Annotated in this window: 21 protein-coding genes and 1 pseudogene; 13 read left to right on the top strand and 9 right to left on the bottom strand. The window is 57.1% G+C overall.

Annotation, left to right across the window (positions count from 1 at the left end):
- The first annotated feature begins 17 nt into the window (after positions 1-17).
- From HMPREF3096_RS27130 to HMPREF3096_RS27120, 3 genes are read left to right on the top strand one after another with little or no spacing between them, the layout of a single operon-like run.
- On the top strand, positions 18-1,307 hold the full coding sequence (locus HMPREF3096_RS27130; RefSeq protein WP_004176676.1) for an aromatic amino acid transport family protein: 1,290 nt from the start codon (positions 18-20) through the stop codon (positions 1,305-1,307).
- A gap of 24 nt (positions 1,308-1,331) precedes the next feature.
- Positions 1,332-2,570, top strand: coding sequence for a Zn-dependent hydrolase (locus HMPREF3096_RS27125; protein ID WP_004191117.1), 1,239 nt, complete (start codon positions 1,332-1,334; stop codon positions 2,568-2,570).
- Between the two features lie 18 nt (positions 2,571-2,588).
- Positions 2,589-3,755, top strand: a complete 1,167-nt coding sequence (locus HMPREF3096_RS27120; protein ID WP_032729881.1) for a M20 aminoacylase family protein — start codon at positions 2,589-2,591, stop codon at positions 3,753-3,755.
- A 42-nt stretch (positions 3,756-3,797) separates the two neighbouring features.
- Here HMPREF3096_RS27120 and pncB read toward each other — a convergent pair whose 3' ends face one another.
- Positions 3,798-5,000: a nicotinate phosphoribosyltransferase gene (gene pncB / locus HMPREF3096_RS27115; protein WP_012968615.1), complete on the bottom strand. Its 1,203-nt coding sequence runs from the start codon at positions 4,998-5,000 to the stop codon at positions 3,798-3,800.
- A 326-nt stretch (positions 5,001-5,326) separates the two neighbouring features.
- Between pncB and pepN the strand changes: the two are divergent.
- A pseudogene (gene pepN, locus HMPREF3096_RS27110) lies at positions 5,327-7,942 on the top strand (aminopeptidase N).
- Between the two features lie 97 nt (positions 7,943-8,039).
- On the opposite strand, the gene ssuB reads toward pepN, so the two are convergent.
- The 5 genes from ssuB to ssuE are packed head-to-tail and all read right to left on the bottom strand — an operon-like array spanning position 8,040 to position 12,284.
- A complete protein-coding gene (gene ssuB / locus HMPREF3096_RS27105) occupies positions 8,040-8,813 on the bottom strand; it encodes an aliphatic sulfonates ABC transporter ATP-binding protein (RefSeq protein WP_008805876.1) in 774 nt (257 codons plus the stop codon).
- Entirely contained in the window at positions 8,810-9,601 is a 792-nt protein-coding gene (gene ssuC / locus HMPREF3096_RS27100; protein WP_008805877.1) for an aliphatic sulfonate ABC transporter permease SsuC, read from the bottom strand. Before ssuC ends, ssuB begins: the two co-directional genes overlap by 4 nt.
- Positions 9,602-9,611: 10 nt before the next feature.
- Positions 9,612-10,757: an FMNH2-dependent alkanesulfonate monooxygenase gene (gene ssuD / locus HMPREF3096_RS27095; RefSeq protein ID WP_012968613.1), complete on the bottom strand. Its 1,146-nt coding sequence runs from the start codon at positions 10,755-10,757 to the stop codon at positions 9,612-9,614.
- Positions 10,754-11,716: a sulfonate ABC transporter substrate-binding protein gene (locus HMPREF3096_RS27090; RefSeq protein ID WP_070544670.1), complete on the bottom strand. Its 963-nt coding sequence runs from the start codon at positions 11,714-11,716 to the stop codon at positions 10,754-10,756. Before HMPREF3096_RS27090 ends, ssuD begins: the two co-directional genes overlap by 4 nt.
- Positions 11,709-12,284, bottom strand: coding sequence for an NADPH-dependent FMN reductase (gene ssuE, locus HMPREF3096_RS27085; protein WP_008805880.1), 576 nt, complete (start codon positions 12,282-12,284; stop codon positions 11,709-11,711). Before ssuE ends, HMPREF3096_RS27090 begins: the two co-directional genes overlap by 8 nt.
- Before the next feature lie 248 nt (positions 12,285-12,532).
- Here ssuE and pyrD point away from each other — a divergent pair, with 248 nt between their 5' ends.
- Positions 12,533-13,543, top strand: a complete 1,011-nt coding sequence (gene pyrD, locus HMPREF3096_RS27080; protein WP_002898303.1) for a quinone-dependent dihydroorotate dehydrogenase — start codon at positions 12,533-12,535, stop codon at positions 13,541-13,543.
- 169 nt (positions 13,544-13,712) lie between these two features.
- The gene (gene zapC / locus HMPREF3096_RS27075; RefSeq protein WP_012542305.1) at positions 13,713-14,255 is read left to right on the top strand and encodes a cell division protein ZapC; all 543 of its coding nucleotides are present in this window, start codon (positions 13,713-13,715) and stop codon (positions 14,253-14,255) included.
- Here the strand turns inward: zapC and HMPREF3096_RS27070 are convergent.
- Positions 14,252-15,361, bottom strand: coding sequence for a YcbX family protein (locus HMPREF3096_RS27070; RefSeq protein ID WP_048964873.1), 1,110 nt, complete (start codon positions 15,359-15,361; stop codon positions 14,252-14,254). The two genes, zapC and HMPREF3096_RS27070, sit on opposite strands and share 4 nt — an antisense overlap.
- Positions 15,362-15,460: 99 nt before the next feature.
- Between HMPREF3096_RS27070 and rlmKL the strand changes: the two genes are divergently transcribed.
- From rlmKL to rmf, 6 genes are all read left to right on the top strand, one after another.
- Positions 15,461-17,566 (top strand): bifunctional 23S rRNA (guanine(2069)-N(7))-methyltransferase RlmK/23S rRNA (guanine(2445)-N(2))-methyltransferase RlmL, encoded by a 2,106-nt coding sequence (rlmKL, locus tag HMPREF3096_RS27065; protein WP_032729884.1) that lies wholly within the window; start codon positions 15,461-15,463, stop codon positions 17,564-17,566.
- 12 nt (positions 17,567-17,578) lie between these two features.
- Positions 17,579-19,486, top strand: a complete 1,908-nt coding sequence (locus HMPREF3096_RS27060; protein WP_012542303.1) for an ABC transporter ATP-binding protein — start codon at positions 17,579-17,581, stop codon at positions 19,484-19,486.
- A gap of 14 nt (positions 19,487-19,500) precedes the next feature.
- The gene (pqiA, locus tag HMPREF3096_RS27055; protein WP_070544669.1) at positions 19,501-20,769 is read left to right on the top strand and encodes a membrane integrity-associated transporter subunit PqiA; all 1,269 of its coding nucleotides are present in this window, start codon (positions 19,501-19,503) and stop codon (positions 20,767-20,769) included.
- Positions 20,759-22,396 carry an intermembrane transport protein PqiB gene (gene pqiB, locus HMPREF3096_RS27050; protein WP_008805887.1) on the top strand — a complete coding sequence of 546 codons (1,638 nt, stop codon included), beginning with the start codon at positions 20,759-20,761 and terminating at the stop codon, positions 22,394-22,396. The genes pqiA and pqiB overlap by 11 nt, the downstream gene beginning before the upstream one ends.
- Entirely contained in the window at positions 22,396-22,959 is a 564-nt protein-coding gene (gene pqiC / locus HMPREF3096_RS27045) for a membrane integrity-associated transporter subunit PqiC (protein WP_008805888.1), read from the top strand. The genes pqiB and pqiC overlap by 1 nt, the downstream gene beginning before the upstream one ends.
- Before the next feature lie 253 nt (positions 22,960-23,212).
- On the top strand, positions 23,213-23,380 hold the full coding sequence (rmf, locus tag HMPREF3096_RS30115) for a ribosome modulation factor (RefSeq protein WP_002898396.1): 168 nt from the start codon (positions 23,213-23,215) through the stop codon (positions 23,378-23,380).
- A 68-nt stretch (positions 23,381-23,448) separates the two neighbouring features.
- Here the strand turns inward: rmf and fabA are convergent, their stop codons facing one another.
- Positions 23,449-23,967 carry a bifunctional 3-hydroxydecanoyl-ACP dehydratase/trans-2-decenoyl-ACP isomerase gene (gene fabA / locus HMPREF3096_RS27040; protein WP_012542300.1) on the bottom strand — a complete coding sequence of 173 codons (519 nt, stop codon included), beginning with the start codon at positions 23,965-23,967 and terminating at the stop codon, positions 23,449-23,451.
- A 69-nt stretch (positions 23,968-24,036) separates the two neighbouring features.
- On the bottom strand, positions 24,037-25,794 hold the full coding sequence (locus HMPREF3096_RS27035) for an AAA family ATPase (protein ID WP_032729888.1): 1,758 nt from the start codon (positions 25,792-25,794) through the stop codon (positions 24,037-24,039).
- Between the two features lie 185 nt (positions 25,795-25,979).
- Between HMPREF3096_RS27035 and matP the strand changes: the two genes are divergently transcribed.
- A complete protein-coding gene (gene matP / locus HMPREF3096_RS27030; protein WP_012542298.1) occupies positions 25,980-26,432 on the top strand; it encodes a macrodomain Ter protein MatP in 453 nt (150 codons plus the stop codon).
- Positions 26,433-26,534: the final 102 nt, after the last annotated feature.

Here is a 26,534-nt window from a genome sequence, read left to right as displayed (position 1 = left end):
TAGAGAGAACCTGACCGATGAATACTGAAAATATAATTATCAATAAAGGATATTCCGATCCCGCAAAGTGGCATAGCGAAGATACCGTTTGGGTCCTTGGCCTGTTCGGTACCGCCATTGGCGCCGGGGTGCTGTTTCTGCCGATTAATGCCGGAATTGGCGGCTTCTGGCCGCTTCTGATTGTTTTTGTCCTCGCTTTTCCTATTACTTATCTGGCTCACCGCGGTCTGGCGAGATTCATTTACTCTTCCAATACGCCGGAAAGCAGTATTACCGATGTTATTGGCGAGCATTTTGGCGCGCTGGCGGGAAAAGTATTTACCGTCATCTATTTCTTCGCCGTCTATACCATTCTGATTATGTATGCGGTGGCTATCACCAACACCGCGCAGAGCTTTATCACCCACCAGTTGGCAATGGCCGAGCCTCCCCGGTCGCTGGTGGCCATCGTTCTGATCCTCGGGCTGATGTTTATCGTCCGTTTCGGACAGCGTTTGATAATGCGGGTGATGAGCACCCTGGTTTATCCCTTCATCATCTCGCTTATTTTTATGGCACTTTTTCTGATTCCGCACTGGAACGGCGCAATTTTGCAAACCGTAAGCTTCAGCGCCACGGGCGATGGGCAGGGGATCATGTTATCCCTGTGGATGACCTTCCCGGTACTGGTGATGTCGTTTAACCACTATCCCATCATTTCGCCGATGGTGGTGCGCCAGAAGCAGCGTTACGGTCTGGCGCTCGCTGAGGGTAAATGTGCGCAGATCCAGCGCTACGGTATCCTGCTCATGACGGTGGTGGTGCTGTTTTTTGTTCTCAGCTGCGTGTTAAGCCTGTCGCCGCAGCAACTGGCGGAAGCCAAAGCCCAGAATCTGTCGATTTTGTCCTATCTGGCCAATCAGTACGATACACCGATTATTGCCTGGCTATCGCCGATTATCGCCTTTGTCGCTATTACTAAATCATTTCTTGGCCACTACATCGGCGCCTATGAATCGCTGCGCGACCTGATTCTGGAGGCCGCCGCGGCACGCGGTAAAAAACCTGGTATTCGCCTCGTCGACGCGGTCATCCTGGTGTTTATGGTGCTTACCTGCTGGTTCGCCGCGTACAAGAACCCCAGTATCCTCGGTATTATCGAATGCATCAGCGGTCCCACCGGGGCGGCAATTCTGCTGCTGTTGCCTATGTACGCCATTCATAAATTACCGGTGCTTGCCCCCTGGCGCGGTAAAGCGAGCAACGTTTTCGTCACCCTGATTGGGCTTATCACCGTATCTGCCATTTTTTACGGCATGTTCCAATAACCACCATTATTAGCGAGATGTTTTATGAGTCATTATCTGCAGATTAACGGCCAACGGCTTATCGATTCCCTGTATGCACTTGGCGAACATGGTGCGCTGCCAGGCGGCGGCGTATGCCGCCTGGCAGCGACTGCCGAAGATAAAGCCGGCAGGGACTTTGTTGTAGCCCGCATGAAGGCGCTGGGCCTGAGCGTGTCAATTGATGCTATCGGTAATGTCACCGGCGTTTATCACGGCGAGGAGACGTTGCCGATGGTGATGATGGGGTCACATATCGATACCGTCGCCACCGGTGGGTTATACGATGGCAACTACGGCGTTATGGCCGGCCTTGAGGTGATTGCCACCCTCCAGGATGCCGGGATCCGCACCCGACGACCGTTGGCGGTAACCTTCTTTACTAACGAGGAGGGGGTGCGATTTCAGCCCGATATGATGGGCAGCGTGGTGTTTGCCGGCGAGTATCCGTTGGCGCAGGCGCTCGCGGCAAAAGATCTCGACGGTATCACGCTCGATGAAGCGCTGCGTAACATTGGTTATAAAGGCGAACGTCAGCCGGGAGATATGGCGGTAGATAGCTACGTTGAGCTGCATATCGAACAGGGACCAATTCTTGATAAAGAGCAGATTGATATTGGCGTGGTTACCGGCGTACAGGGTATTTCGTGGCAGGAATTTACCCTAAGAGGCGTATCGAATCATGCGGGTACTACCCCAATGTCCATGAGACGTGATGCCGGGCTGGCGGCTGCGAAAATCGCTGTTTTTGCCCGTGAGCTGGCGCTAAGCCTTGGTGGTGATCAAGTAGCTACCGTTGGACATTTCAGCGTGAAGCCTAATCTAATCAACGTCATTCCCAACCATGTCGTCATGTCAGTGGATCTCCGCAATACCGATAATGCGATCTTATGTCTGGCGGAGCAGCAATTGGCCGAATTTGTCGCGAAAACGTCGCAGGAAGAGGGCGTGGAGATAACCAGCCGCTCACTGGTGCGCTTTAATCCGGTCATTTTTGCCGATGAGATCGTCAATGCGGTGGAAGCCGAGGCGGAGCGTCAGGCGCTCAGTTACCGACGTTTGCCAAGCGGCGCCGGACACGATGCACAATTTATGGCGTCGGTATGTCCCGCCGGGATGATTTTTGTCCCCTGCGTCGATGGCATTAGCCATAACGTCAAAGAACATAGCGCAGCCAAAGATCTGATTGCTGGCGCCAATGTGCTGCTGCAGGTGGTTTTACAGCGCGCCCAGCGTATGGACTAATGTTTACAGGAGCAGAGAATGAATCAGCGACAGTTAAAGCAGCAGCTTATCGCCTGGCGTCACTATTTGCATGCCCATCCGGAAAGCGCCTTCGAGGAGCAGAATACTTCACGGTTTATTGCCGAAAAGCTCGAAGCTATGGGCATTGAGGTGCACCGCGATATTGGCAAAACCGGGGTGGTGGGGAGATTGAAATGCGGCGACGGGAAGGGCGTTATTGCTATTCGTGCCGATATCGATGCCATTCAATTGACCGAACAGGGAGACTGGTCTTACCGCTCCATGACCGCCGAGCGGATGCACGGCTGCGGACATGATGGTCATACCTGCATTGCGCTGGGCGCGGCGCAGTTGCTATTGCAGCGGCAGAATTTTAACGGCACGGTCTGCTTTGTTTTTCAGCCTGCTGAGGAGCCTGGCTATGGCGCCAGAGCGATGATGGACGATGGCGTTATTGAACGCTTTGGCATAGAGGAAATCTACGGTCTGCATAATATGCCGGGTATGAAAGCCGGGACTATCGCCACGCGAGTCGGCGGCATTATGGCCAGTGAAGATAACTTTATTATTCATATTAAAGGGCAGGGAGCGCATGCGGCGCGGCCGCATATGGCGAAAGATCCGCTGGTCATTGCGGCGGAAATCATCCTGGCTTTGCAGACAATTGTTTCGCGAAATGTTGATCCGAACGTGCCAGCGGTCATTTCCTGTACTGAACTGCACACCGATGGCATCCGCAATGCGATTCCGACGCACGTCGAAATCAAAGGGGATACGCGCAGCTTTGCACCGGAGGTGCAGATGCAGCTCGAAGAACGAATGCGTACCATTAGCGAAGCGATTTGCGCGATGCACGGTGCGACGTGCCAGTTCAGCTATACCCATGAATTTGCGCCAACGGTGAACTGGCAGCAATGCGTTGATGTGGCGGTCACCGCTGCGATTAACGTGGTAGGGGCTGAGAAGGTGGACGGCAACGTCGCACAGATGATGATTTCGGAGGATTTTGGCGCTTTTCTGCAAAAAATCCCCGGCTGTTTCATCTTTTTAGGCAACGGCGATAGTTCAGATGCTCAGGGCAATACACCGTTGCATAATGCCTGCTACGACTTTAATGATGAGATATTGCTAACTGGCGCGGAGTATTTTGCCGAGGTCGTCAGAACCCGTCTGCCGCAGGAGTGATATTGATTGGCCCGATAGCAGAATGCCGTCGGGCCATGTTTTTTAGCTTGCCTTTTTAATCGGCGGCAGGTCGAACGCCTCGCGCAGGGCGCGGACGAAGGCCTTATCGTGGCAGATGGTTTTCCCCGGGCTGTCGGAGAGTTTCGCCACCGGTTTGCCGTTACATTCCACCAGCTTAATCACGATATTGAGCGGTTTAACCTGCGGCAGATCGCAGGTTAAACGGGTGCCGATACCAAAGCTCAATTTCACCCGCGAGGCGAAGTGGCGATACAAATCGACCGCTTTGGCGAGATCGAGATTATCGGAGAAGACCAGCACTTTGCTCAGCGGATCGATGCCCAGCTTCTGATAATGGGCGATGGCTTTTTCACCCCATTCCACCGGGTCGCCGGAGTCATGGCGCAAACCCTGATAGCGGGTAGCGAATTCCGGACCAAAATCGCGCAGGAACGCATCCATGGTGATGCAGTCGGTCAGCGCGATGCCCAGCTGGTCGGGATACTCTTCCAGCCAGGCGGCAAGGGCCGCCCGCTGGCTGCTGGCGAGGTTCGGGCTGATCTGCTGGTGGGCCTGGAACCATTCGTGCGCCTGGGTGCCCATCGGGGCTAAATGTAAACGACGAGCCAGATCGTAATTGCTGGTGCCGACAAACCACGGCTCCTGCTGCAGACGTTGCACAATGGCCTCTTGCACTTCGCGTGAAAAACGACGGCGGGTGCCGAAGTCCATCAGGCGGAAGGCGCGCATATCGAGGCCAGCGGTCATGCTGGCGAAGTCGCCTAGCTTATGTTCCAGCGTGTTCAGCGCCTGATCGACGCCCATTTCTGGTGAACGATAGCGATGGACCAGCTCGCTTATCACCGCCAGCAGCGGGACTTCCCACATGATGGCTTCACGCCACGGGCCGGTAAGGCGAATGTTCAGCTTGCCGTTGTCATTGCTGACCGTGACCTGGCGCGGGTCATAGCGAAAATCGCGCAGCCAGTCGAGATAATCCTGGCGGAAAAAGGGAAGGGTGGACAACCAGTGATATTCATCATCCCGCAGTCTCAGGTCGCGCATGGACTCCACCTGCTCGCGGATCGCGTCGGCATAAATGCCGAGAAGGTCGTCTCCGCGGCAGCGAAACTCCGCCGCCACATGCACATCGCCGTAGCGGTGGAAGACAGCCTGCTGCATGTGCAGCTTGTAGGCATCCGTATCAAGCAGCGAGTGCAGTACAGGAGAAGTGAATTGTGTCATGGTGCGCAGTAGCATCCTCTCACTGGAGCGTTCCATCCAAACCAACGCGAAAAAAGGAGGCGGAGTATACCTTTATTACCCGGCTCTGTCCCGCGATGGCGAGCGATGGCGACGCTGACGGTCATTTGCGAGGCCTAGTTTAATATATTGAACATGGATCACACCACAAGCTTTGCGTCGGGTCGAGGGCATTTCGTGCCGCGCGTGTTAACAAAATGTAGCGGTTTTCGTGTTTCACATTGAAAAGATGAAGATTCTGCATAGCGCGATTGACACAACGGGAATAGACTGGGACGACACTTTACCCAAGATGCGAAAGGTTTTTTATGACACAACAGCCCCAAGCCAAATACCGCCACGACTATCGTGCGCCGGAGTATCTGATTAGCGATATCGATTTGACCTTTGACCTGGATGCCGCATAAACCGTCGTTACGGCCGAGAGCAAGGTCTCCCGCCACGCGGCTGCGTCTGATGTGCCATTGCGCCTCGACGGCGAAGATCTGACCCTGATCGCGCTGCAAGTGAACGGCCAGCCGTGGAGTGACTATAAAGAAGAAAACAATCAGCTGGTGATCGGCGGTCTGCCGGAGCATTTCACCCTGACCATCGTCAATGAGATCAGCCCGGCGGCGAACACCGCGCTGGAAGGCCTGTATCAGTCAGGCGAAGCGCTGTGTACTCAGTGCGAAGCGGAAGGTTTCCGCCATATTACCTGGTACCTGGACCGCCCGGACGTGCTGGCGCGGTTTACCACCAAAATCATCGCCGACAAAGCGAAATACCCGTTCCTGCTCTCCAACGGCAACCGCATGGCGCAGGGAGAGCTGGAGAATGGCCGTCACTGGGTACAGTGGCAGGATCCGTTCCCGAAACCGTGCTACCTGTTTGCGCTGGTGGCCGGTGATTTTGACGTCCTGCGTGACACCTTTACCACTCGCTCCGGTCGTGAAGTGGCGCTGGAGCTGTACGTCGATCGCGGCAATCTCGACCGCGCGCCGTGGGCAATGACCTCGCTGAAAAATTCCATGAAATGGGATGAGGAGCGCTTTGGGCTCGAGTACGACCTCGACATCTATATGATTGTCGCCGTCGACTTCTTTAATATGGGCGCGATGGAGAACAAAGGACTCAACGTCTTTAACTCCAAATATGTCCTGGCCCGTACCGATACCGCCACCGATAAAGACTATCTTGATATCGAGCGGGTGATTGGTCATGAGTATTTCCATAACTGGACCGGCAACCGCGTCACCTGCCGCGACTGGTTCCAGCTCAGCCTGAAAGAAGGGCTGACCGTGTTCCGCGATCAGGAGTTCAGCTCCGACCTCGGCTCACGGGCGGTGAACCGCATCAACAATGTGCGCACCATGCGCGGGTTGCAGTTTGCCGAAGACGCCAGCCCGATGGCGCACCCGATCCGCCCGGATATGGTTATCGAAATGAACAACTTCTACACCCTGACGGTTTATGAAAAGGGTGCCGAAGTGATCCGCATGCTGCACACCCTGCTGGGTGAAGAAAACTTCCAGAAAGGGATGCAGCTGTACTTTGAACGCCATGACGGCAGCGCCGCGACCTGCGATGATTTCGTCCAGGCGATGGAGGATGCCTCTAACGTCGATCTGTCACACTTCCGCCGCTGGTACAGCCAGTCCGGTACGCCAATCGTCACCGTGCATGACGACTACAACCCGGAAACCGAGCAGTACACGCTGACCATCAGCCAGCGTACGCCGCCGACCGCTGAGCAGGCCGAGAAACAGCCGTTGCATATCCCGTTTGCCATTGAGCTGTACGATAACGAAGGCAAGGTGATCCCCCTGCAGAAGGGCGGCCATCCGCTGCACCCGGTGCTCAATGTAACTCAGGCCGAGCAGACTTTCGTCTTCGATAACGTCTATTTCCAGCCGGTGCCGGCGCTGCTGTGCGAATTTTCAGCACCAGTGAAACTGGAATATAAGTGGAGCGATCAGCAGCTCACCTTCCTGATGCGCCATGCGCGGAATGATTTCTCGCGCTGGGATGCGGCGCAGAGCCTGCTCGCGACCTACATCAAGCTGAACGTCAACCGTCATCAGCAGGGACAGCCGCTGTCGCTGCCGGTACACGTGGCGGACGCCTTCCGCGCCATCCTGCTGGACGAGAAGATTGACCCGGCGCTGGCCGCCGAGATCTTAACCCTGCCGTCGGCCAACGAAATCGCCGAGATGTTCGCCATTATCGATCCGATCGCCATCGCCACCGTGCGCGAAGCGCTCACCCGCACTCTGGCGAACGAACTGGCGGACGAATTCCTCGCGGTTTATCACGCCAATAAACTCGACAGCTACCGGGTGGAGCACGCCGATATTGGTAAGCGTGCCCTGCGCAATACCTGCCTGCGCTATCTGGCGTTTGCGGAGCCAACGCTGGGCGATAAGCTGGTGTCGGCGCAGTATCACCAGGCGGATAACATGACCGACGCGCTGGCCGCCCTGTCGGCAGCGGTTGCCGCCGAGCTGCCGAGCCGCGATGCGCTGATGCAGGAGTATGACGATAAATGGCATCAGGACGGTCTGGTGATGGATAAGTGGTTTATCCTGCAGTCCACCAGCCCGGCGGCCAATGTGGTGGAAACAGTGCGTGGTCTGCTGAATCACCGTTCATTCAGCATGAGCAACCCGAACCGTGTGCGTTCGTTAATCGGCGCTTTCGCCAGCAGCAACCCGGCGGCGTTCCATGCTGAAGACGGCAGCGGCTACCAGTTCCTGGTGGAGATGCTGACCGAACTTAACCAGCGCAACCCGCAGGTGGCGTCGCGTCTTATTGAGCCGTTGATTCGTCTGAAGCGTTATGATGAGAAGCGACAGGCGCTGATGCGCGCTGCGCTGGAGCAGTTGAAAGGGCTGGAGAATCTCTCCGGCGATCTGTTCGAGAAAATCAGTAAGGCGCTGGCGTAACGGTGGCAAAATCCCCGGTTGCGCTCTCGCTTACCGGGGCTACAGCGCTGTGCGATTTGGTAGCCCGGCCGAGCGAAGCGCGGGCCGGGGACGTTAGTTAGCCATGACTAAACAAACGCGGCGCACGCTCGCTGTCGCCGCGTTTCATCACCCGATCCAGCACCTCTGCCTCCAGCTCGGCCAGCTTCGCCGACCCGGTGCGCCGCGGTCGCGCAATATCCACGTTCAAATCGAGGCCAATTTTCTTCTCTTCAATTAACAGCACCCGGTCGGCCATGGCCACCGCTTCACTGACGTCGTGCGTCACCAGCAGGACCGTAAAACCATGCTCCTGCCACAGGGAGACGATCAGCTCCTGCATCTCCAGACGGGTGAGGGCGTCCAGCGCTCCCAGCGGCTCGTCCAGCAGCAGCAGGCGCGGGCGATGGATCAGCGCGCGGGCCAGCGCAACGCGCTGCTTTTGCCCACCTGACAGCGCCGCCGGCCACTCCTGCGCACGGCTCTCGAGTCCGACGCTGGCCAATGCCTGTAGGGCGGCGTCGCGCCAGGCGCCTTTTAACCCCAGCCCGACGTTATCAATCACCGTTTTCCACGGCAGCAGGCGCGCATCCTGAAACATCATCCGGGTGTCGTCCTGGATCGCCGCCAGGGGTGTCGCGCCCGCCAGCAGCTCGCCAGCGTTCGGTTTTTCCAGACCCGCCAGCAGGCGCAGCAGGGTACTCTTGCCGCCGCCGCTGCGGCCCACCACCGCCACAAACTGGCCGCTGGGAATATGCAGATCCAGCTCGTTAAGAATAGTGTTATCGCCATAGCGTTTCGTCACCCCGTTCAGCAGCAGCGGGATACCTGGGGTCAGACGGGCAGTGTTCATGCGTTAGCCTCCTGAAGATGATACGCCGGATTCCAGCGCAGCCAGAGCCGTTCCAGCAGCTGGGCGCAGACATCGGCCAGTTTGCCAAGGATGGCGTAAAGAATGATGGCGACCACCACCACGTCGGTTTGTAGAAATTCACGCGCATTCATCGCCAGATAACCGATACCGGCATTCGCCGAGATGGTTTCAGCGACAATAAGCGTCAGCCACATCAGGCCAAGAGCGAAACGCACGCCGACCATAATTGAGGGCAGGGCGCCGGGTAAAATCACGTGACGGAACAGCGCGAAGCCGGATAAACCATAGCTGCGCGCCATCTCTACCAGCCCACGGTCGATATTACGGATCCCATGCCAGGTGTTGATATAGATCGGGAACAGGGTGCCCAGCGACACAAGGAAGATCTTGGCGGTCTCGTCGATGCCGAACCACAGAATTACCAGCGGGATCAGCGCCAGATGCGGGACATTGCGCAGCATCTGGATCGAGGTGTCCAGCAGACGCTCGCCCCAGCGTGACAGGCCGCTGATCAGGCCGAGCACCAGCCCGATGGAGCCGCCGATGGCGAAGCCGACCAGCGCCCGCCACGAGCTGATGGCCAGATGCTGCCACAGCTCACCGCTGGCCGAGAGCGTCCAGAACGCTTTCAATACCCCCTCCGGCGAGGGAAGCACCCGCGTCGAGAGCCAGCCGACGGACGAGGCCAGCTGCCAGACAATGACCGTCCCCACCGGCAGCAGCCAGGGGGCGAGGCGTAACAACAGGGGATGGGTTGATTTTGCCATCAGTGTCTCCTCAGCTTTGCGCCACTTTACGCGGGATAAACTCGTTGGCGACCGCTTCCCCCTGCAGGCGCAGGTTTTGCGGCTGCGGGATAGACGGCACGGCGACGTCGAGCAGGGGGAACAACAGCTCGCCGACCCGATACGCCTCTTCCAGATGCGGATAGCCGGAGAAGATAAAGCTATCAATACCCAGCGCAGCGTATTCATTGATTCGTTCGGCAACGGTGGCGGCATCGCCCACCAGCGCAGTACCGGCGCCGCCGCGCGCTAAGCCGACGCCGGCCCACAGGTTGGGGCTGATCTCGAGCTGATCGCGTCGACCGTTGTGCAGCGCCGCCATTCGCTGTTGACCGACGGAGTCGGTTCTGGCGAAGGCCGCCTGGGCGCGGGCGATCGTTTCATCATCAAGGTGGGAGATAAGGCTGTCCGCCGCCTGCCAGGCTTCCTCGTTGGTTTCCCGCACGATCACGTGCAGACGGATGCCAAAACGCACCCGGCGCCCATGCCGGGCCGCTTTCTCCCGGACCTGAGCAATCTTCTCTGCCACCTGCTTCGGCGGTTCACCCCAGGTGAGATAGAGATCGACCTGCTCGGCGGCCAGATCCTGCGCGACGTCAGACGAGCCGCCGAAATAGAGCGGTGGACGGGGCTGCTGGAGCGGCGGGAACAGCAGCTTAGCGTCGCGAACGCGCTGATGCTTGCCGTTAAAGGTGACGGTTTCTCCCTCCATCAGCTTGCGCCAGATGTGGGTAAATTCAGCTGAGGCCTCATAGCGCTCGGTGTGGTCGAGGAAGACGCCGTCGCCGGCCAGCTCGGCGGGATCGCTGCCGGTGACCAGATTGAACAGCGCCCGGCCGTTTGACAGTCGGTCCAGGGTCGCCGCCTGGCGGGCGGCTACCGTCGGCGACACCACGCTAGGCCTGAGGGCGACAAGAAATTTCAGCCGCTGCGTCACCGGGATCATCGAGGCCGCAACCAGCCAGGCATCTTCACATGAGCGTCCGGTCGGGATCAGCACGCCGGTGAACCCCAGCCGATCCGCCGTCTGCGCGATTTGCTGCAGATAGCCGTAATCGACCGGACGGGCGCCCTCTTCGGTGCCCAGATAACGACCATCACCATGGGTCGGTAAAAACCAGAACATATTCAGACTCATGATTTCGCTCCTTGTGCGGCGGCGGGCTGCCAGATACGGGCCCGGATATCAACTTTTTTCGGCACCAGCTTGTTCTCATAGAACAGGTCGGCCGTCTGCTGCTGGCGAGCGGCGGTTTCGGCGCTCACCGGGGTTACTGAGGTGGGGGGACGATGGTCCAGATAGCTGGCGATCACCGCTTCCGGTAATCCCATCGTTTTCGCCAGCAGCGTAATGCTTTGCGCGCGCTGGCTATGGGTCAGGGCATCGGCCTGAGTAAAGGTATCGAGTACGCCTTCAATGAAAGCGCCATTGCGTTCAGCGTAGGGTCGGGAAGCAAGATAGAACGATCCCGTCTGTTTCAGATCGGTTCCGTCAGTAAGTACCCGTGCGCCGCCCTGCAGCAGCGCGGCGGAGTAGTACGGATCCCAGATGGCCCAGGCGTCGACATTACCCTGCTGGAAGGCGGCGCGCGCATCGGCGGGGGCAAGGTAAACCGGCTGAATATCGCTAAATTTCAGGCCCGCCAGCTGCAGGGCGCGCAGCAGCAGATTGTGGGAGCTGGAACCTTTCTGGAAAGCGACCTTTTTCCCTTTTAATTCGGCAACGTTGTGAATAGGACTGCCTTGCGCCACCAGGATGACTTCCGCTTTGGGCTTGGGCGGCTCCGAACCGATATAGACCAGATCGGCGCCCGCCGCCTGAGCAAAGATAGGCGGAATGTCGCCAGTACTGCCGATGTCAATGCTGCCGACGTTCAGCGCCTCCAGCATCTGCGGACCGGCCGGGAATTCAATCCACGAGATATGGGTGCCCGGATAGCGCTGCTCCAGCAGCTGATGGCTCTTCGCCAGCACCATGCTGACGCTGCCTTTCTGATAACCAATGCGCAGGGCATCGGGCGCCGCCGGGGCGGCGTGGCCCAGCGCGGAGAACAACGGCAGTCCGCCGAGGGTCAGCGCGCGGAGAGGATTAAACATGTTCCACCCCACGCAGAGACGTTAACGACGGGGCGCGGCTGCTGGGACGATGCAGCGCCTGCCAGAAGGTCTCCAGGGACTCATCCAGGCGCCGCTGCAGGTTAGGGGTGAACTGCGGCTTATGCTGGTAATCCGTGACCTGGCTGTCATCGGCGAAGACGCCATGGAGGATCTCCTGGGCCTTCAGGGCATTCAGGACGGGTTTCAGAGCGTAGTCCACCGCCAGCATGTGGGCGATGGTGCCGCCAGTGGCCAGCGGTAGCACGATTTTGCCCTCCAGCGCGCGCTCAGGAAGCAGATCGAGCAGGGTTTTCAGGGCGCCGGAAAACGAGGCTTTATACACCGGCGTGGCGATAATCAGACCGTCGGCCCCGGCCAGTTGCTCATTGAGCGTTTGTAGCGCCGGGTTGTCAAAGCGAGCGTACAGGAGGTCTTCCGGGGCAAAGTTCTGCAGATGCCAGTGGCAGACTTCGATATCGGCGGCGGTGAGCGTCTCTCTGGCATATTCCAGCAGGGCGCTGGAACGGGAAGGGTAACGCGGGCTGCCCGCAAGCGTAATGACGCGCATCTCTCTCTCCTTATAACTAAATGTTTGCATTTATCTATAATTGATAACATTTGCAGTGAGTGTGACAGAGCACCATTATTTCCCTAAATGATTTATCCACCGTTAGATAGCCGAAAAGCGCATAACGGCGCGGGGAGAGGTAATCGTTTGCGCTGATGGGTGATTTTTTGTCGCAGGTCAATTCCCTTTCAGCTGCGGATCGCACATAATACGCCCCCGGTTTGCACACCGGGAATCCAGGAGAGTTCATGTACTACCCCTTCGTTCGTAAAGCCCTTTTTCAGCTCGATCCTGAGCGCGCTCATGAAGTTACCTTTCAACAATTACGCCGTGTCACCGGGACGCCGCTGGAAATGCTGGTTCGCCAGAAGGTACCGGCCAGGCCCGTTACCTGCATGGGGCTGACCTTTAAAAATCCGCTGGGTCTGGCGGCCGGGCTGGATAAAAATGGGGAATGCATTGACGCGCTGGGCGCGATGGGTTTTGGTTCGATTGAGATCGGCACCGTCACCCCGCGTCCGCAGCCGGGCAACGATAAACCGAGGATCTTCCGTCTGGTGGATGCCGAGGGGTTGATCAACCGCATGGGCTTTAATAACCATGGCGTTGATAACCTGGTTGAGAACGTGAAAAAGGCGCATTTTGACGGCGTGCTGGGCATCAATATCGGCAAAAATAAAGATACGCCGGTGGAGCACGGTAAAGATGATTACCTGATTTGTATGGAAAAAGTCTATCCTTACGCCGGGTATATCGCCATTAATATCTCCTCACCGAATACCCCGGGGCTGCGTACGCTGCAATACGGTGAAGCGCTCGATGATTTACTCTCCGGTATTAAAAATAAGCAGCTTGAGCTGCAGCAAAAGCATCAGAAATATGTTCCGGTCGCCGTGAAGATCGCGCCGGATCTTTTACCAGAGGAATTGATCCAGGTTGCCGATAGCCTCGTGCGTCATAATATTGATGGGGTAATTGCAACCAATACCACCCTCGATCGTTCTCTGGTTCAGGGAATGAAACATTGCGATGAGACCGGTGGGCTTAGCGGTCGTCCATTACAATTAAAGAGCACTGAAATTATCCGTATGCTCTCCGCTGAGCTGAATGGTCGTTTGCCTATCATCGGCGTGGGCGGTATTGATTCGGTGATTGCTGCGCGAGAAAAGATAGCCGCCGGAGCATCGCTGGTGCAGATCTATTCCGGATTTATTTTTAAAGGTCCGCCGCTGATTAAAGAAATTGTTACCCACATCTAATCTTTTCCTCCGCTGAAACCCACCCAGGGCTTTATTTCCGGCCCTGGTTGTTTTATATTCCCTCACTGTTGCTTATTTAAACATTTTAGACTTTTCTTAATTTTAGAAAATATTCTGCGGCAAGTCGCAACAACTTTGCAGAGGCGTATGAAAGGGGACAGGGGGAAAAATGCGCATTAAACCTGACGATAACTGGCGTTGGTATTACGATGAAGAGCACGACCGCATGATGCTCGATTTGGCCAATGGCATGTTATTTCGCTCGCGCTTCGCCCGGCGAATGCTGACCCCGGATGCCTTTGCGCCGTCGGGATTCTGCGTCGATGACGCCGCGCTCTATTTCTCCTTTGAAGAAAAATGTCGCGATCTCGAACTGTCGAAAGAACAGCGAGCGGAATTAGTCCTCAATGCGTTAACCGCGATCCGTTTTCTCAAACCGCAGATGCCGAAAAGCTGGCACTTTATCGCTCATCCCCACCAGTGGCAGCCGAGCGGCGGCGACGCCGCCTGCGTCTGGCTGAGCGATACCGGGGAGCAGGTGAATTTGCTGGTGGTGGAGCCGGGAGATAACGCCGCGCTTTGTCTGCTTGCCCAGCCGGGTCTCACCCTTGCCGGGCGCGTGATGCAGTTAGGCGACGTTATTAAAATCATGAACGACAGGCTGCAGCCGGCGCAGAGCGCGGTCAGCTACAGCCTGGGACAGGCGGTTTAAGGCGCCAGGCGCAGCGCCGTTTTCGGTACGCAGCTGCAGGCGAGAATGGTGCCGTCCCCGGCGACCGCATTTTTCTTTAACGCGCTGACTTCGCCCTCTTCCAGCCGAATGCGGCAGCTGCCGCAGATCCCTGCCCGACACGAATAGGGTACGCGAATGCCCTGTTGCTCCAGTTGCTCCAGCAGCACCTGCTGGTTATTCCCGCTAAACTGTTGACCCTGCCATTCGATGGCAACCGTAGCTTGCTGCTGCGCTTCCGGGGCCGGAGTATCGTCGCTCTCGCCGGCGCCGTAGGCTTTCGCCGGGCCGCGGGCGAGGATTTCGACTTCATCACCCACCCGGATCACCCCGCTGTTGCGGGCAATCAGGTTCTGGCCAAAATCGACATCGCTATTGTCCAGCGCAGTACGAAAACGCTTTAAGGTTTCCAGCGGCTCCCCGGTGGGATGCTTCTGCCCGCGCTCTGGACTGACGGTGGTAAAAATGCAGCGGCTGCATGGCTTAGCGACGTCAAACACCACTTCGCCGACGCGGATCACTTTCCAGCTATCTTCATCCCAGGCGGCCGCGCCGGTGACCACGAGGTTAGGACGAAACTGTTCTATGCTTACGCTGGCCGGGCAGCGTTGCTGCAGATCGCGCAGCGAGGCCTCGTTAGCCAGCAGGTACGGGTAGCCGTCGGCGAAGGAGAGCGGTACCGCATCGTGACGCTTCACCCGGCGGGTTAACTGCGGCCCCAGCCAGCGCAGCTGGACATCGCGCTTGAAAAAGCCGCTGAGCCACTGGTTAACGGCGGCGGGCGCGATGAGGGCGGTGAAATGGTTGCCCCAGACTTCGGTGGGCTCGGCCTGCAGGGCGAAATCGCTAAAACGCACCACGGCGCTGCTGCCGTCCGGCGCGGTCAGGTGAAGGCCATCATGCAGCGGCGCCGGAATAAATTTTACCATTTGCGGAAACTGGCGGGCGGTAATAAAGGTCCCGTCGGTTTCGGTGACCATAAACAGGCGATCGAAGGCCAGGCCGCTGATATCAGCAAAGGCGTGGGTCAGGCCCATGCCGCGCATGGATTTAACGGGATGAATAAAAAGTCGCGAGAGCGTTACCATACGCTGCCTCCGGGTTCCAAAAATAAGCCTATAACTTTATGACATAGGGCACATATTGGCTATAATGCGCACCAATTTTCTTTAAGTAAAAGTGACGATATGAATTCTCTGTTTGCCAGTACGGCTCGTGGGCTGGAAGAGCTGTTAAAAACTGAACTGGAAGGACTTGGCGCGACGGACTGCCAGGTCGTCCAGGGCGGGGTCCATTTTCAGGGGGATACGCGCCTGCTGTATCAAAGCCTGATGTGGAGCCGGCTGGCTTCGCGCATCATGCTGCCGCTGGGCGAGTGTCGCGTATACAGCGATCTGGATCTGTACCTCGGCGTACAGGCCATTCCGTGGACGGAGATGTTTAACCCTGGCGCCACCTTCGCGGTACATTTTAGCGGCCTCAATGACGAGATCCGCAACAGCCAGTATGGCGCATTAAAAGTCAAAGACGCCATCGTCGACAGCTTCACGCGTAAAAACCTGCCGCGCCCGAATGTCGATCGTGAGTCGCCCGATCTGCGGATCAACGTCTGGCTGAACAAAGAGACGGCGCATATCTCCCTGGATCTGAGCGGGGAAGGGTTGCATCTGCGCGGCTACCGCGATGGTACCGGTATGGCGCCGATCAAAGAAAACCTCGCGGCGGCGATCGTCATGCGCTCTGGTTGGGTACCGGGTACGCCGCTGCTCGATCCGATGTGCGGCTCCGGTACCCTGCTGATTGAAGCGGCGATGCTGGCGACCGATCGTGCGCCGGGTCTGCACCGCGGCCACTGGGGCTTTGGCGGTTGGGCGCAGCACGATGACGCTATCTGGAAAGAGGTGAAGGCGGAAGCGCAAACCCGCGCCCGCCAGGGGCTGGCGGCCTATGGGTCGCGCTTCTATGGCTCTGACGTCGACGAGCGCGTCATTGAGCGCGCGCGCCGCAACGCCCGCCGGGCCGGCATCGGCGAGCTGATCGATTTTGCAGTCAAAGACGTCGCCCAGCTGAATAACCCGCTGCCGAAAGGCCCGTACGGCACCGTGATCAGCAACCCGCCGTACGGCGAGCGCCTGGAAAGCGAACCGGCGCTGATCGCTCTGCACAGCCTGCTGGGCCGGATCATGAAAAACCAGTTCGGCGGCTGGAACCTGTCGGTGTTCAGCGCCTCGCCGGAACTGCTGAGCTGCCTGCAGCTGCGTGCCGATAAACAGTTCAAAGCCAAGAACGGCCCGCTGGACTGCGTACAGAAAAACTATCACCTGGCGGAAAGCGAAGGCGGCAAGCCGGCGATGCTGGCGGAAGATTTTGCCAACCGTCTGCGTAAGAATCTGAAGAAATTTGAAAAGTGGGCCCGTCAGGAAGGCATTGAATGCTATCGCCTGTACGATGCCGATCTGCCGGAATATAACGTGGCGATCGATCGCTACGGTGACTGGGTGGTGGTCCAGGAGTATGCGCCGCCGAAAACCGTCGATGCGCACAAAGCGCGCCAGCGTCTGTTTGATATTATCGCCGCGACCATCGCCGTGCTGGAAATCGCCCCCAACAAGCTGGTGCTGAAGACCCGCGAGCGGCAAAAGGGTAAAAACCAGTATCAGAAGATGGCGGAGAAGGGCGACTTTATCGAGGTGCAGGAGTACAACGCGCGCCTGTGGGTTAACCTCACCGACTACCTCGATACCGGTCTGTTCCTCGACCACCGTATCGCCCGTCGTATGCTCGGCCAGATGAGCAAGGGTAAGGATTTCCTTAACCTGTTCTCCTATACCGGCAGCGCCAGCGTCCACGCCGGTCTGGGCGGCGCGCGCTCTACGACCACGGTGGATATGTCGCGTACCTATCTGGAGTGGGCGGAGCGCAACCTGCGTCTCAATGGCCTGACCGGTCGTGCGCATCGCCTGATGCAGGCTGACGTGCTGGGCTGGCTGCGGGAAAGCACCGAGCAGTTCGATCTGATCTTTATCGACCCGCCGACTTTCTCTAACTCCAAACGAATGGAAGATGCCTTTGACGTGCAGCGCGATCATATTCGCCTGATGACCGATCTGAAACGTCTGCTGCGTAAAGGCGGCACCATTATGTTCTCGAACAACAAACGCGGTTTCCGTATGGATCATGACGGGCTGGCGGCGCTTGGCCTGAAGGCGCAAGAGATTTCGCAAAAAACGCTGTCGCAGGATTTTGCCCGCAACCGTCAGATCCACAACTGCTGGCTGATTACTGCAGCCTGAAAGGAATAAAGAATGTCACTGATTAGTATGCACGGCGCCTGGCTTTCATTCAGCGATGCGCCGCTGCTGGATAATGCTGAACTGCATATCGAAGATAACGAACGCGTCTGTCTGGTTGGGCGCAACGGCGCCGGTAAATCGACCCTGATGAAGATCCTTAACCGTGAACAGGGGCTGGATGATGGGCGTATTATTTATGAACAGGATCTGATCGTCGCGCGTCTGCAGCAGGATCCGCCGCGCAACGTTGCCGGTACGGTGTACGATTTCGTCGCCGAAGGGATCGCCGAACAGGCCGCTTACCTGAAGGCCTACCATGATGTTTCGCATCAGGTGATGACCGACCCGAGCGACAAAAATTTAAATGAACTGGCCCGTCTGCAGGAACAGCTGGATAACCTGGGCCTGTGGCAGCTGGATAGCCGCATCAATGAAGTGATCGAGCAGCTTGGTCTTAACGCCGACGCGCAGCTGGCTTCGCTTTCCGGCGGCTGGTTGCGTAAAGCGGCGCTGGGCCGTGCCCTGGTCAGCGGGCCGCGCGTGCTGTTGCTGGATGAACCGACGAACCACCTCGATATCGAAACTATCGACTGGCTGGAAGGATTCCTGAAAAGCTTTAAAGGCACCATTATCTTTATTTCGCACGACCGCTCCTTCATCCGCAACATGGCGACGCGCATCGTCGATCTCGATCGCGGCAAGCTCGTGACCTATCCGGGCAATTACGATCAGTATCTGTTGGATAAAGAAGAAGCGCTGCGGGTTGAAGAGCTGCAGAATGCTGAATTCGACCGCAAGCTGGCCCAGGAAGAGGTGTGGATCCGCCAGGGGATTAAAGCGCGTCGTACCCGCAACGAAGGCCGCGTTCGCGCCCTGAAAGCGATGCGTCGCGAGCGCGGCGAGCGCCGGGAAGTGATGGGCAGTGCGAAGATGCAGGTGGAAGAGGCTTCGCGCTCCGGCAAAATCGTTTTCGAAATGGAGAACGTCAACTATCAGGTTGACGGCAAAGTGCTGGTGAAAGATTTCTCCGCGCAAATCCAGCGCGGCGATAAGATTGCCCTGATCGGCCCCAATGGCTGCGGGAAAACCACGCTGCTGAAGCTGATGCTTGGCCAGTTGCAGGCCGACAGCGGGCGGATCCACGTTGGCACCAAGCTGGAAGTCGCCTACTTCGACCAGCACCGTGCAGAGCTGGATCCGGACCGGACGGTGATGGATAACCTCGCCGAAGGTAAGCAAGAGGTGATGGTTAACGGTAAGCCGCGGCACGTGCTGGGCTATCTGCAGGACTTCCTGTTCCATCCGAAACGGGCGATGACGCCAGTCCGCGCGCTGTCCGGCGGGGAGCGTAACCGTCTGCTGCTGGCGCGACTGTTCCTGAAACCCAGTAACTTATTGATTCTCGATGAACCGACAAACGACCTTGATGTCGAAACGCTGGAGCTGCTGGAAGAGCTGATCGATGGCTATCAGGGCACCGTGATGCTGGTCAGCCACGATCGTCAGTTTGTCGACAATACCGTGACCGAGTGCTGGATCTTCGAAGGCGGCGGCCATATTGGTCAGTACGTCGGCGGTTATCACGACGCCCGCGGTCAGCAGGCCCAGTCTTTGGCGCAAAAGCAGACGATCGTTAAAAAAACGACGGAAGTCGCTCAGCCAAAAGCAGAAACTGTCAAACGCGGCGGGAACAAACTAAGCTATAACCTGCAGCGCGAGCTGGAGCAACTGCCGCAGAAGCTGGAAACGCTTGAGGCCGAACTGCAAACGCTGCAGGAGCAGGTAGCCGATCCTGACTTCTTTGGCCAATCGCACGATCGTACGCAGCAAGTGCTGGCGCAGCTGGCCGAAGCGGAGCAGGCGCTGGAAGCCGCCTTTGAACGCTGGGAATATCTCGAAGGATTAAAGAACGGCGCCTGAGCCGAGGAGTTGTCATGTGCGATCACCATCATGCTGCGCGACATATTTTATGTCCCCAATGTGATTTGCTGGTGGCTTTGCCGCAGCTTGAGCATCGCCAGAAAGCCGCCTGCCCGCGCTGCGGTACAACGTTAACCACCACGTGGGACGCGCCTCGCCAGCGTCCCACGGCTTACGCGCTGGTCGCGCTGTTTATGCTGCTGCTGGCCAACCTCTTTCCTTTTATCTATATGAAAGTGGGTGGCATCAGCAGCGAAATAGCGCTGCTGGAAATTCCCAACGTGCTGTTTACCGAGGATTACGCCAGCCTCGGCACCTTCTTTTTACTCTTTGTGCAACTGGTACCGGCCTTTTGTCTGGTCACCATTTTGCTGCTGGTCAATCGGGTCAGGATGCCCGCTGGGCTGAAGGCGTTTCTGGCGCGCATTTTGTTTCACCTCAAGACCTGGGGCATGGCGGAGATCTTTCTTGCCGGCGTGCTGGTGAGCTTCGTCAAACTGACGGCCTACGGCGATATCGGCATCGGCCTGAGCTTTATTCCCTGGTGCATGTTTTGCCTGCTGCAGTTACGCACCTTCCAGTGCGTCGACCGCCGCTGGCTATGGGATGATATTGCCCCTATGCCGGCGATTACCCAGCCGCTGAAGGTCGGGGTAGCCGGGATCCGCCAGGGGCTGCGCTCCTGCGGCGGCTGCACGGCGGTGTTACCGGCCGACCAGACCGTCTGCCCGCGCTGTCACAGCAAAGGGACGGCGCGGCGTAAAAATAGCCTGCAGTGGACGCTGGCGCTGCTGGTGACCTCATTTATTCTCTATCTTCCCGCCAATATTATGCCGATCATGATCACCGATCTGCTGGGCGATAAAATGCCGTCGACCATTATGGCCGGGGTGGTGTTACTGTGGAGCGAGGGCTCCTATCCGGTGGCGCTGGTGATCTTTATCGCCAGTATTATGGTGCCGACGCTGAAGATGATCGCTATCGCCTGGCTGTGCTGGAATGCTAACGGCAACGGCGCGCGCGATTCGGAACGCATGCATCTGATTTATGAAGTGGTGGAATTTGTTGGCCGCTGGTCAATGATTGACGTTTTTGTCATCGCCGTGCTCTCTGCGCTGGTGCGCATGGGAGGGTTGATGAATATCTATCCCGCCATCGGCGCGGTCATGTTTGCGCTGGTGGTGGTGATGACCATGTTTTCAGCGATGACGTTTGATCCCCGTTTACTGTGGGATCGTGAGCCAGATTCAAGCCATGAGGAAATACAACAACATGGAAAATAAGAGCGGAGAAGCGAAAGTGCAGAAGGTGAAGAACTGGTCACCGGTGTGGATCTTCCCTATCGTCACTGCGCTGATCGGAGCGTGGATCCTGTTTTATCATTACAGCCATCAGGGACCAGAGGTCACGCTGATCACCACTAACGCGGAAGGCATTGAAGGGGGAAAAACCCGGATCAAGAGCCGCAGCGTGGATGTTGGGGTGGTAGAGAGCGCGACGCTGACCGACGATTTAACCCACGTGGAAATCAAAGCTCGCCTCAATTCCGGCATGCAGAAATTACTGCATAACGATTCCGTCTTCTGGGTGGTGAAACCGCAGGTAGGGCGCGAGGGGATCAGTGGTCTCGGGACATTATTGTCCGGGGCCTATATTGAACTGCAGCCGGGGTCGAAAGGTTCGGTGCCGGCGCAGTATCCGCTGCTGGATTCTCCGCCGCTGGCCTCGCCGGATGCCAAGGGGATCCGGATTTTGCTGGAAAGCAGCAAGGCAGGCCAGCTGTCGCCAGGCGACCCGGTGCTGTTCCGCGGCTATCGCGTGGGGTCGGTGGAAACCAGCACCTTTGATGCGCAGAAACGTCATATCACTTATCAGCTGTTCATCAATGCGCCTAATGACCGCCTGGTGACCACTAACGTTCGCTTCTGGAAGGACAGCGGGATCGCCGTTGATTTGACCGCGGCGGGGATGCGCGTCGAGATGGGCTCGTTGTCGACGCTGTTTGGCGGCGGGGTGAGCTTTGATATTCCGGAAGGACTGGACCTCGGCGAGCCGGTGGCGAACAAAACGGAATATCACCTGTTTGACGATCAGAAGAGCATCCAGGATTCGGTCTTTACCGAGCATATCGATTACGTGATGTTCTTCAAAGACTCGGTTCGTGGCCTGCAGCCCGGCGCGCCGGTGGAGTTCCGCGGCATCCGTCTGGGAACCGTCGGCAAAGTGCCGTTCTTTATTCCTGGGCTGAAGCAGCGTTTGAACGATGACTATCGCATTCCGGTGGAAGTGCGGGTTGAACCGCAGCGTCTGGTCAATCAGCTCGGCGGCGATCCGAATATTCGCGCTCACATTGACGATCTGATCAACCGCGGACTGCGCGGCTCGCTGAAAACCGGTAACCTGGTGACCGGCGCGCTGTATATCGATCTCGACTTCTATCCGAAAGCGCCGCCGCGTGGGAAAATTCAGGAGTTTAACGGCTATCCGATTATCCCGACCATTAGCGGTGGACTGGCGCAGATCCAGCAGCGTCTGATGGATGCGCTGGATAAAATCAATAACCTGCCGCTCAATCCGCTACTGGAACAGGCAACCAGTACGCTGGCGCAAAGCGAGAAGACCATGCAGCATGTACAGACCACGCTGGATAGTCTGAATAAGATCACCTCCAGTCAGTCGATGCAGCAGCTACCTGCCGATATGCAGACGACGCTGCGCGAGCTGAACCGCAGCATGCAGGGCTTCCAGCCGGGCTCCGCGGCCTACAATAAGATGGTGGCCGATATGCAGCGTCTGGATCAGGTGCTGCGTGAGCTGCAGCCGGTCCTGAAAACGCTCAATGATAAGAGCAATGCGCTGGTATTTGAGGCGAAGGATAAAAAAGACCCACAGCCGAAGGGAGCGAAATAATGAAAAAATGGTTACTGGTGGCAGCCGTTTGCGTGATGACGGCGTGCAGTAGCGGCGGTGAGAGCAAAACATATTACCAGTTGCCGGTGGTGCAGGGCGGCGCGCAGAGCGCCGCCAGCCAGGGGGCACGTCTGCTGTGGGTTGAGCAGGTCAGCATCCCGGATTATCTGGCGGGCAATGGAGTGGTCTATCAAACCACCGATGTGCAGTATGTAATCGCCAATAATAATCTGTGGGCCAGCCCGCTGGACCAGCAGCTGCGTACTACGCTGGTGGCAAACCTCAGCCAGCAGTTGCCGGGCTGGGTAGTGTCGTCCCAACCCTTGGGCAGCGAGCAGGATACGCTCAATGTGGCGGTAAATGGCTTTCACGGGCGCTACGACGGGCGGGTTATCGTCAGCGGCGAGTGGCTATTGAAGCATCAGGGACAGCTGATTAAGCGCCCGTTTAACATCGTGCTCAAGCAGCAGCAGGATGGCTATGACGCGATGGTGAAGACCCTGGCCCAGGCGTGGAGCCAGGAGGCGGTGGCCATTGCCGGCGAGCTTAACCGTCTGCCATAAGTAAATTTCATAAAAGTGATATGCCGCGTGGTTCATCTGAGCCGCGCGGCATTTTTTTTGCCAGGTCAGTTTGTTACCGAGCGCTGCGCCGAATGAACAAAAAATGAACTCTTATATAGGTCACAAATATGACACTGGCGTGAATTTTGCGCATTGACGTTGTCTTCATTTCGCGGTATTCGTAAACCGTGGCTGCACAATTTGCGACCACTGTTTTCTTTTCCACCAGATCAAAGAATGAGGGAAACGAGGCATGAAGAGACAAAAACGAGATCGCCTGGAACGGGCACATCAACGTGGATATCAAGCGGGTATCGCGGGGAGATCGAAAGAAATGTGTCCATACCAGAGCTTGAATCAACGCTCATGGTGGCTGGGAGGCTGGCGAGAAGCCATGGAGGACAGGGTACTAACGGCCTGACACTGTCTCTTTAAAAAAGAAGCCTCCGCATAGCGGGGGCTTCGCCTTTTAATCGCTGCCGATAATTATCAGAAAGCGGAAGTATCCTGGAACAGGCCGACTTTCAGATCGTTCGCGGTATAGATCAGACGATCGTCAACCAGCACTTCGCCATCCGCCAGGCCCATAATCAGACGACGGTTAACAATGCGCTTGAAGTGGATGCGGTAGGTGACTTTTTTCGCGGTCGGCAGAACCTGACCGGTGAATTTCACTTCGCCAACGCCCAGCGCACGGCCTTTGCCTTCGCCGCCGAGCCAGCCAAGATAGAACCCGACCAGCTGCCACATCGCATCCAGGCCCAGGCAGCCCGGCATCACCGGATCGCCGATGAAGTGGCAACCGAAGAACCACAGGTCCGGGTTGATGTCGAGTTCCGCCTCAACATAACCTTTGTCATAGTTACCACCGGTTTCGCTCATTTTGATGACGCGGTCCATCATCAGCATGTTTGGTGCTGGCAACTGCGGGCCTTTCGCGCCGAACAGTTCACCACGACCAGAGGCAAGAAGATCTTCTTTTGTATAGGATTCGCGTTTATCTACCATGTTTTCAGTAAGCCTTATTTTAAGTTCGGGACGCAGGATAGCTAACACGTGTAAGCTGAACAAGTCCGATCAGTTAGAACTTGTCCCACCTAACCAGCGTAGCGGCCACGGAAAACGATGGCGAGTCTCTTGCTGGGTCGCCTGCGCTATCCGCTCCTGAATGGTTTGTCGCAGCGTCTGCCCTTCACCGTCCCACATCAGTTGGGTCAGCATCGGCAGCGCTTCGGTAATATCGTCAATGGCCCAGATGGCAAACTGGTTTTCGGCAACGGCCTGACGGAGCTCATGGCTAAGACTGAGATGACGAACGTTGGCCGCAGGGATAATGACGCCCTGTTTACCGGTTAGCCCGCGCTGTTGACAGATAGTGAAGAAACCTTCAATTTTTTCGTTCAGACCGCCGACCGGCTGCACGCGACCAAACTGGTCAACGGAACCGGTAATCGCAATGCTCTGATTAATCGGCACATTGGCCAGCGCGCTGATTAAGGCGCAGAGTTCAGCCATGGAGGCGCTGTCGCCGTCCACTTCACTGTAGGACTGTTCGAAGGTCAGCGAAGCGGAGAACGGAAGCTGCTGCTCCAGCTCCAGCTCGGACATCAGAAAAGCCTGCATGATCATCATGCCTTTCGCATGAATATTGCCGCCGAGCTCGGCTTTGCGTTCGACATCAATAAACTCGCCATCACCAATGTGCACGACGCAGCTGATGCGCGAAGGTTCACCGAATGCGCGCGGATGGCCGGGGAATTCAATCACCGACAGGGCGTTGATCTGCCCGACGCATTCGCCTTCGGTTTCAATCAGGATCTGTTCCTGCAGGATTTCATCCTGCATTCGTTCTGCGAGGTAGCCTTCACGCCACTCCCGGCGTGCCAGCATCGTCTGCATTTCTTCGCCAGTAATCTCCTCGCCTTCGCAGAAGGCGGCGGCCTCCCGCAGCTGGCGGGCTATCCATAGCGGACTGAGCGGCAGGGTCTCCTGATCGCCGGTGTAGCGCGTCCCCTCATCGATCAGCAGTGGCCAGGCATCGGCCGCCGGACCTGGCAGCACCAGCTGCTGGGCATTTTGCCATACCCACTGGCACCAGGCTTTCAGCGTCTCGGCGTCAGCAAACTGCAAAGTGTCTTCATACTCACTGTAGATCGCCTGAGCACAAAGCTCCGGTTCCATTTCCTGGAAATCTGCCAGCGATTCGCGTTCGCCGACCAGCATGACTTTCAGGCTCAGCGGCATGGAGGGGATGCTGACCGGCAGCGGGCGTGACTCATCGATGGAGAGCCAGTCAAACCGCTGACGGGTCACCATATTTTTCAGGCGCACCCACAGCAGCGGTTGTGCCAGCAGTGTGCGAAGCGAGATTACCAGCACGCCACCATTAGCCTGATGGACCAGGCCTGGCTGGAGGGTGATGCCGCCGTTAAACTGGCGTACGCAGCCAAACAGCTGTTCCGCCTCTACCCAATCGGCCGCGACGACCGGGGCGGTGCTGGCAAAATTATCCTCAGCCCGTTGCGCCGGGGAGAGCGTCACGCGAGCGCCGTCAACGTCATAGCGGACCCCGTAGAGCGGGGCGGTAGGTTCATGCAGCGTACGGGTTTCTGCCGTCAGCCATTGCAGATACTCCGGTTCTTCGGGGGCTTTCACCAGCATGAAGGAGGAGACTGCCGGCGTGCACAGCAATTGCTCAAGCGCGTAGAACAGACGCGGCTGCAGATCGCCCGAGAGAGAGGGGGCCGGTTGAGAGAGATCAGCTTGGGCAAACAGCGCCTGATAAGGTTCCATATCGGGCGCAAGGTCGGTTCGGGTCAGTTTCGTAATGGTCAAAGTCGCTGTTTTTTAGTTAGATGTAAAGCGCGCAATTATACCTGATGCCGCGACTGAGCACACGGAGGATTATGATTACCCCGATGATTCCCCGGCCATACACATCACGAATAATGATTTATATTCAGCACATCAGGAAAAAACTGATATCCTGAAATGAGTTACACGGTCACATTGAGATCGCAATGAAATATCAACAACTGGAAAATCTTGAAAGCGGCTGGAAATGGAAATATCTGGTAAAGAAGCACCGGGAAGGTGAGCTGATTACCCGCTACATTGAGGCCAGCGCTGCGCAAGCTGCGGTAGATGACTTGCTGACGATCGAGAATGAACCTGTGCTGGTGCATGCCTGGATTGAGCAGCATATGAATCCGGCGCTGATGAACCGCATGAAGCAGACCATCCGCGCGCGACGAAAACGGCATTTTAACGCGGAGCATCAGCACACGCGTAAGAAGTCTATCGATCTGGAGTTTGTCGTCTGGCAGCGTCTTGCCGGCCTGGCGCAGCGGCGGGGTAAAACCTTGTCCGAAACCATCGTGCAGCTGATTGAGGATGCTGAGCATAAAGAGAAGTACGCCAGCAAAATGTCGAGCCTGAAACACGATCTGCAGGAACTGTTAGGCAAAGAGTAGTCTTTACGGCGGCCTGTCAGAGGCTACTCTGATATGGGGCCCACCACCGCAAAAGCGGGAGAGAAGGCATAAAAAAACCCGCCGAGGCGGGTTTTTTCATCA

This window comes from Klebsiella sp. HMSC25G12, from assembly GCF_001807705.1.
Classification (GTDB): Bacteria; Pseudomonadota; Gammaproteobacteria; order Enterobacterales; family Enterobacteriaceae; genus Klebsiella; species Klebsiella variicola.
Note: the sequence above shows the minus strand (reverse complement) of the source record. Positions and strands in the feature narration are given on the sequence as shown.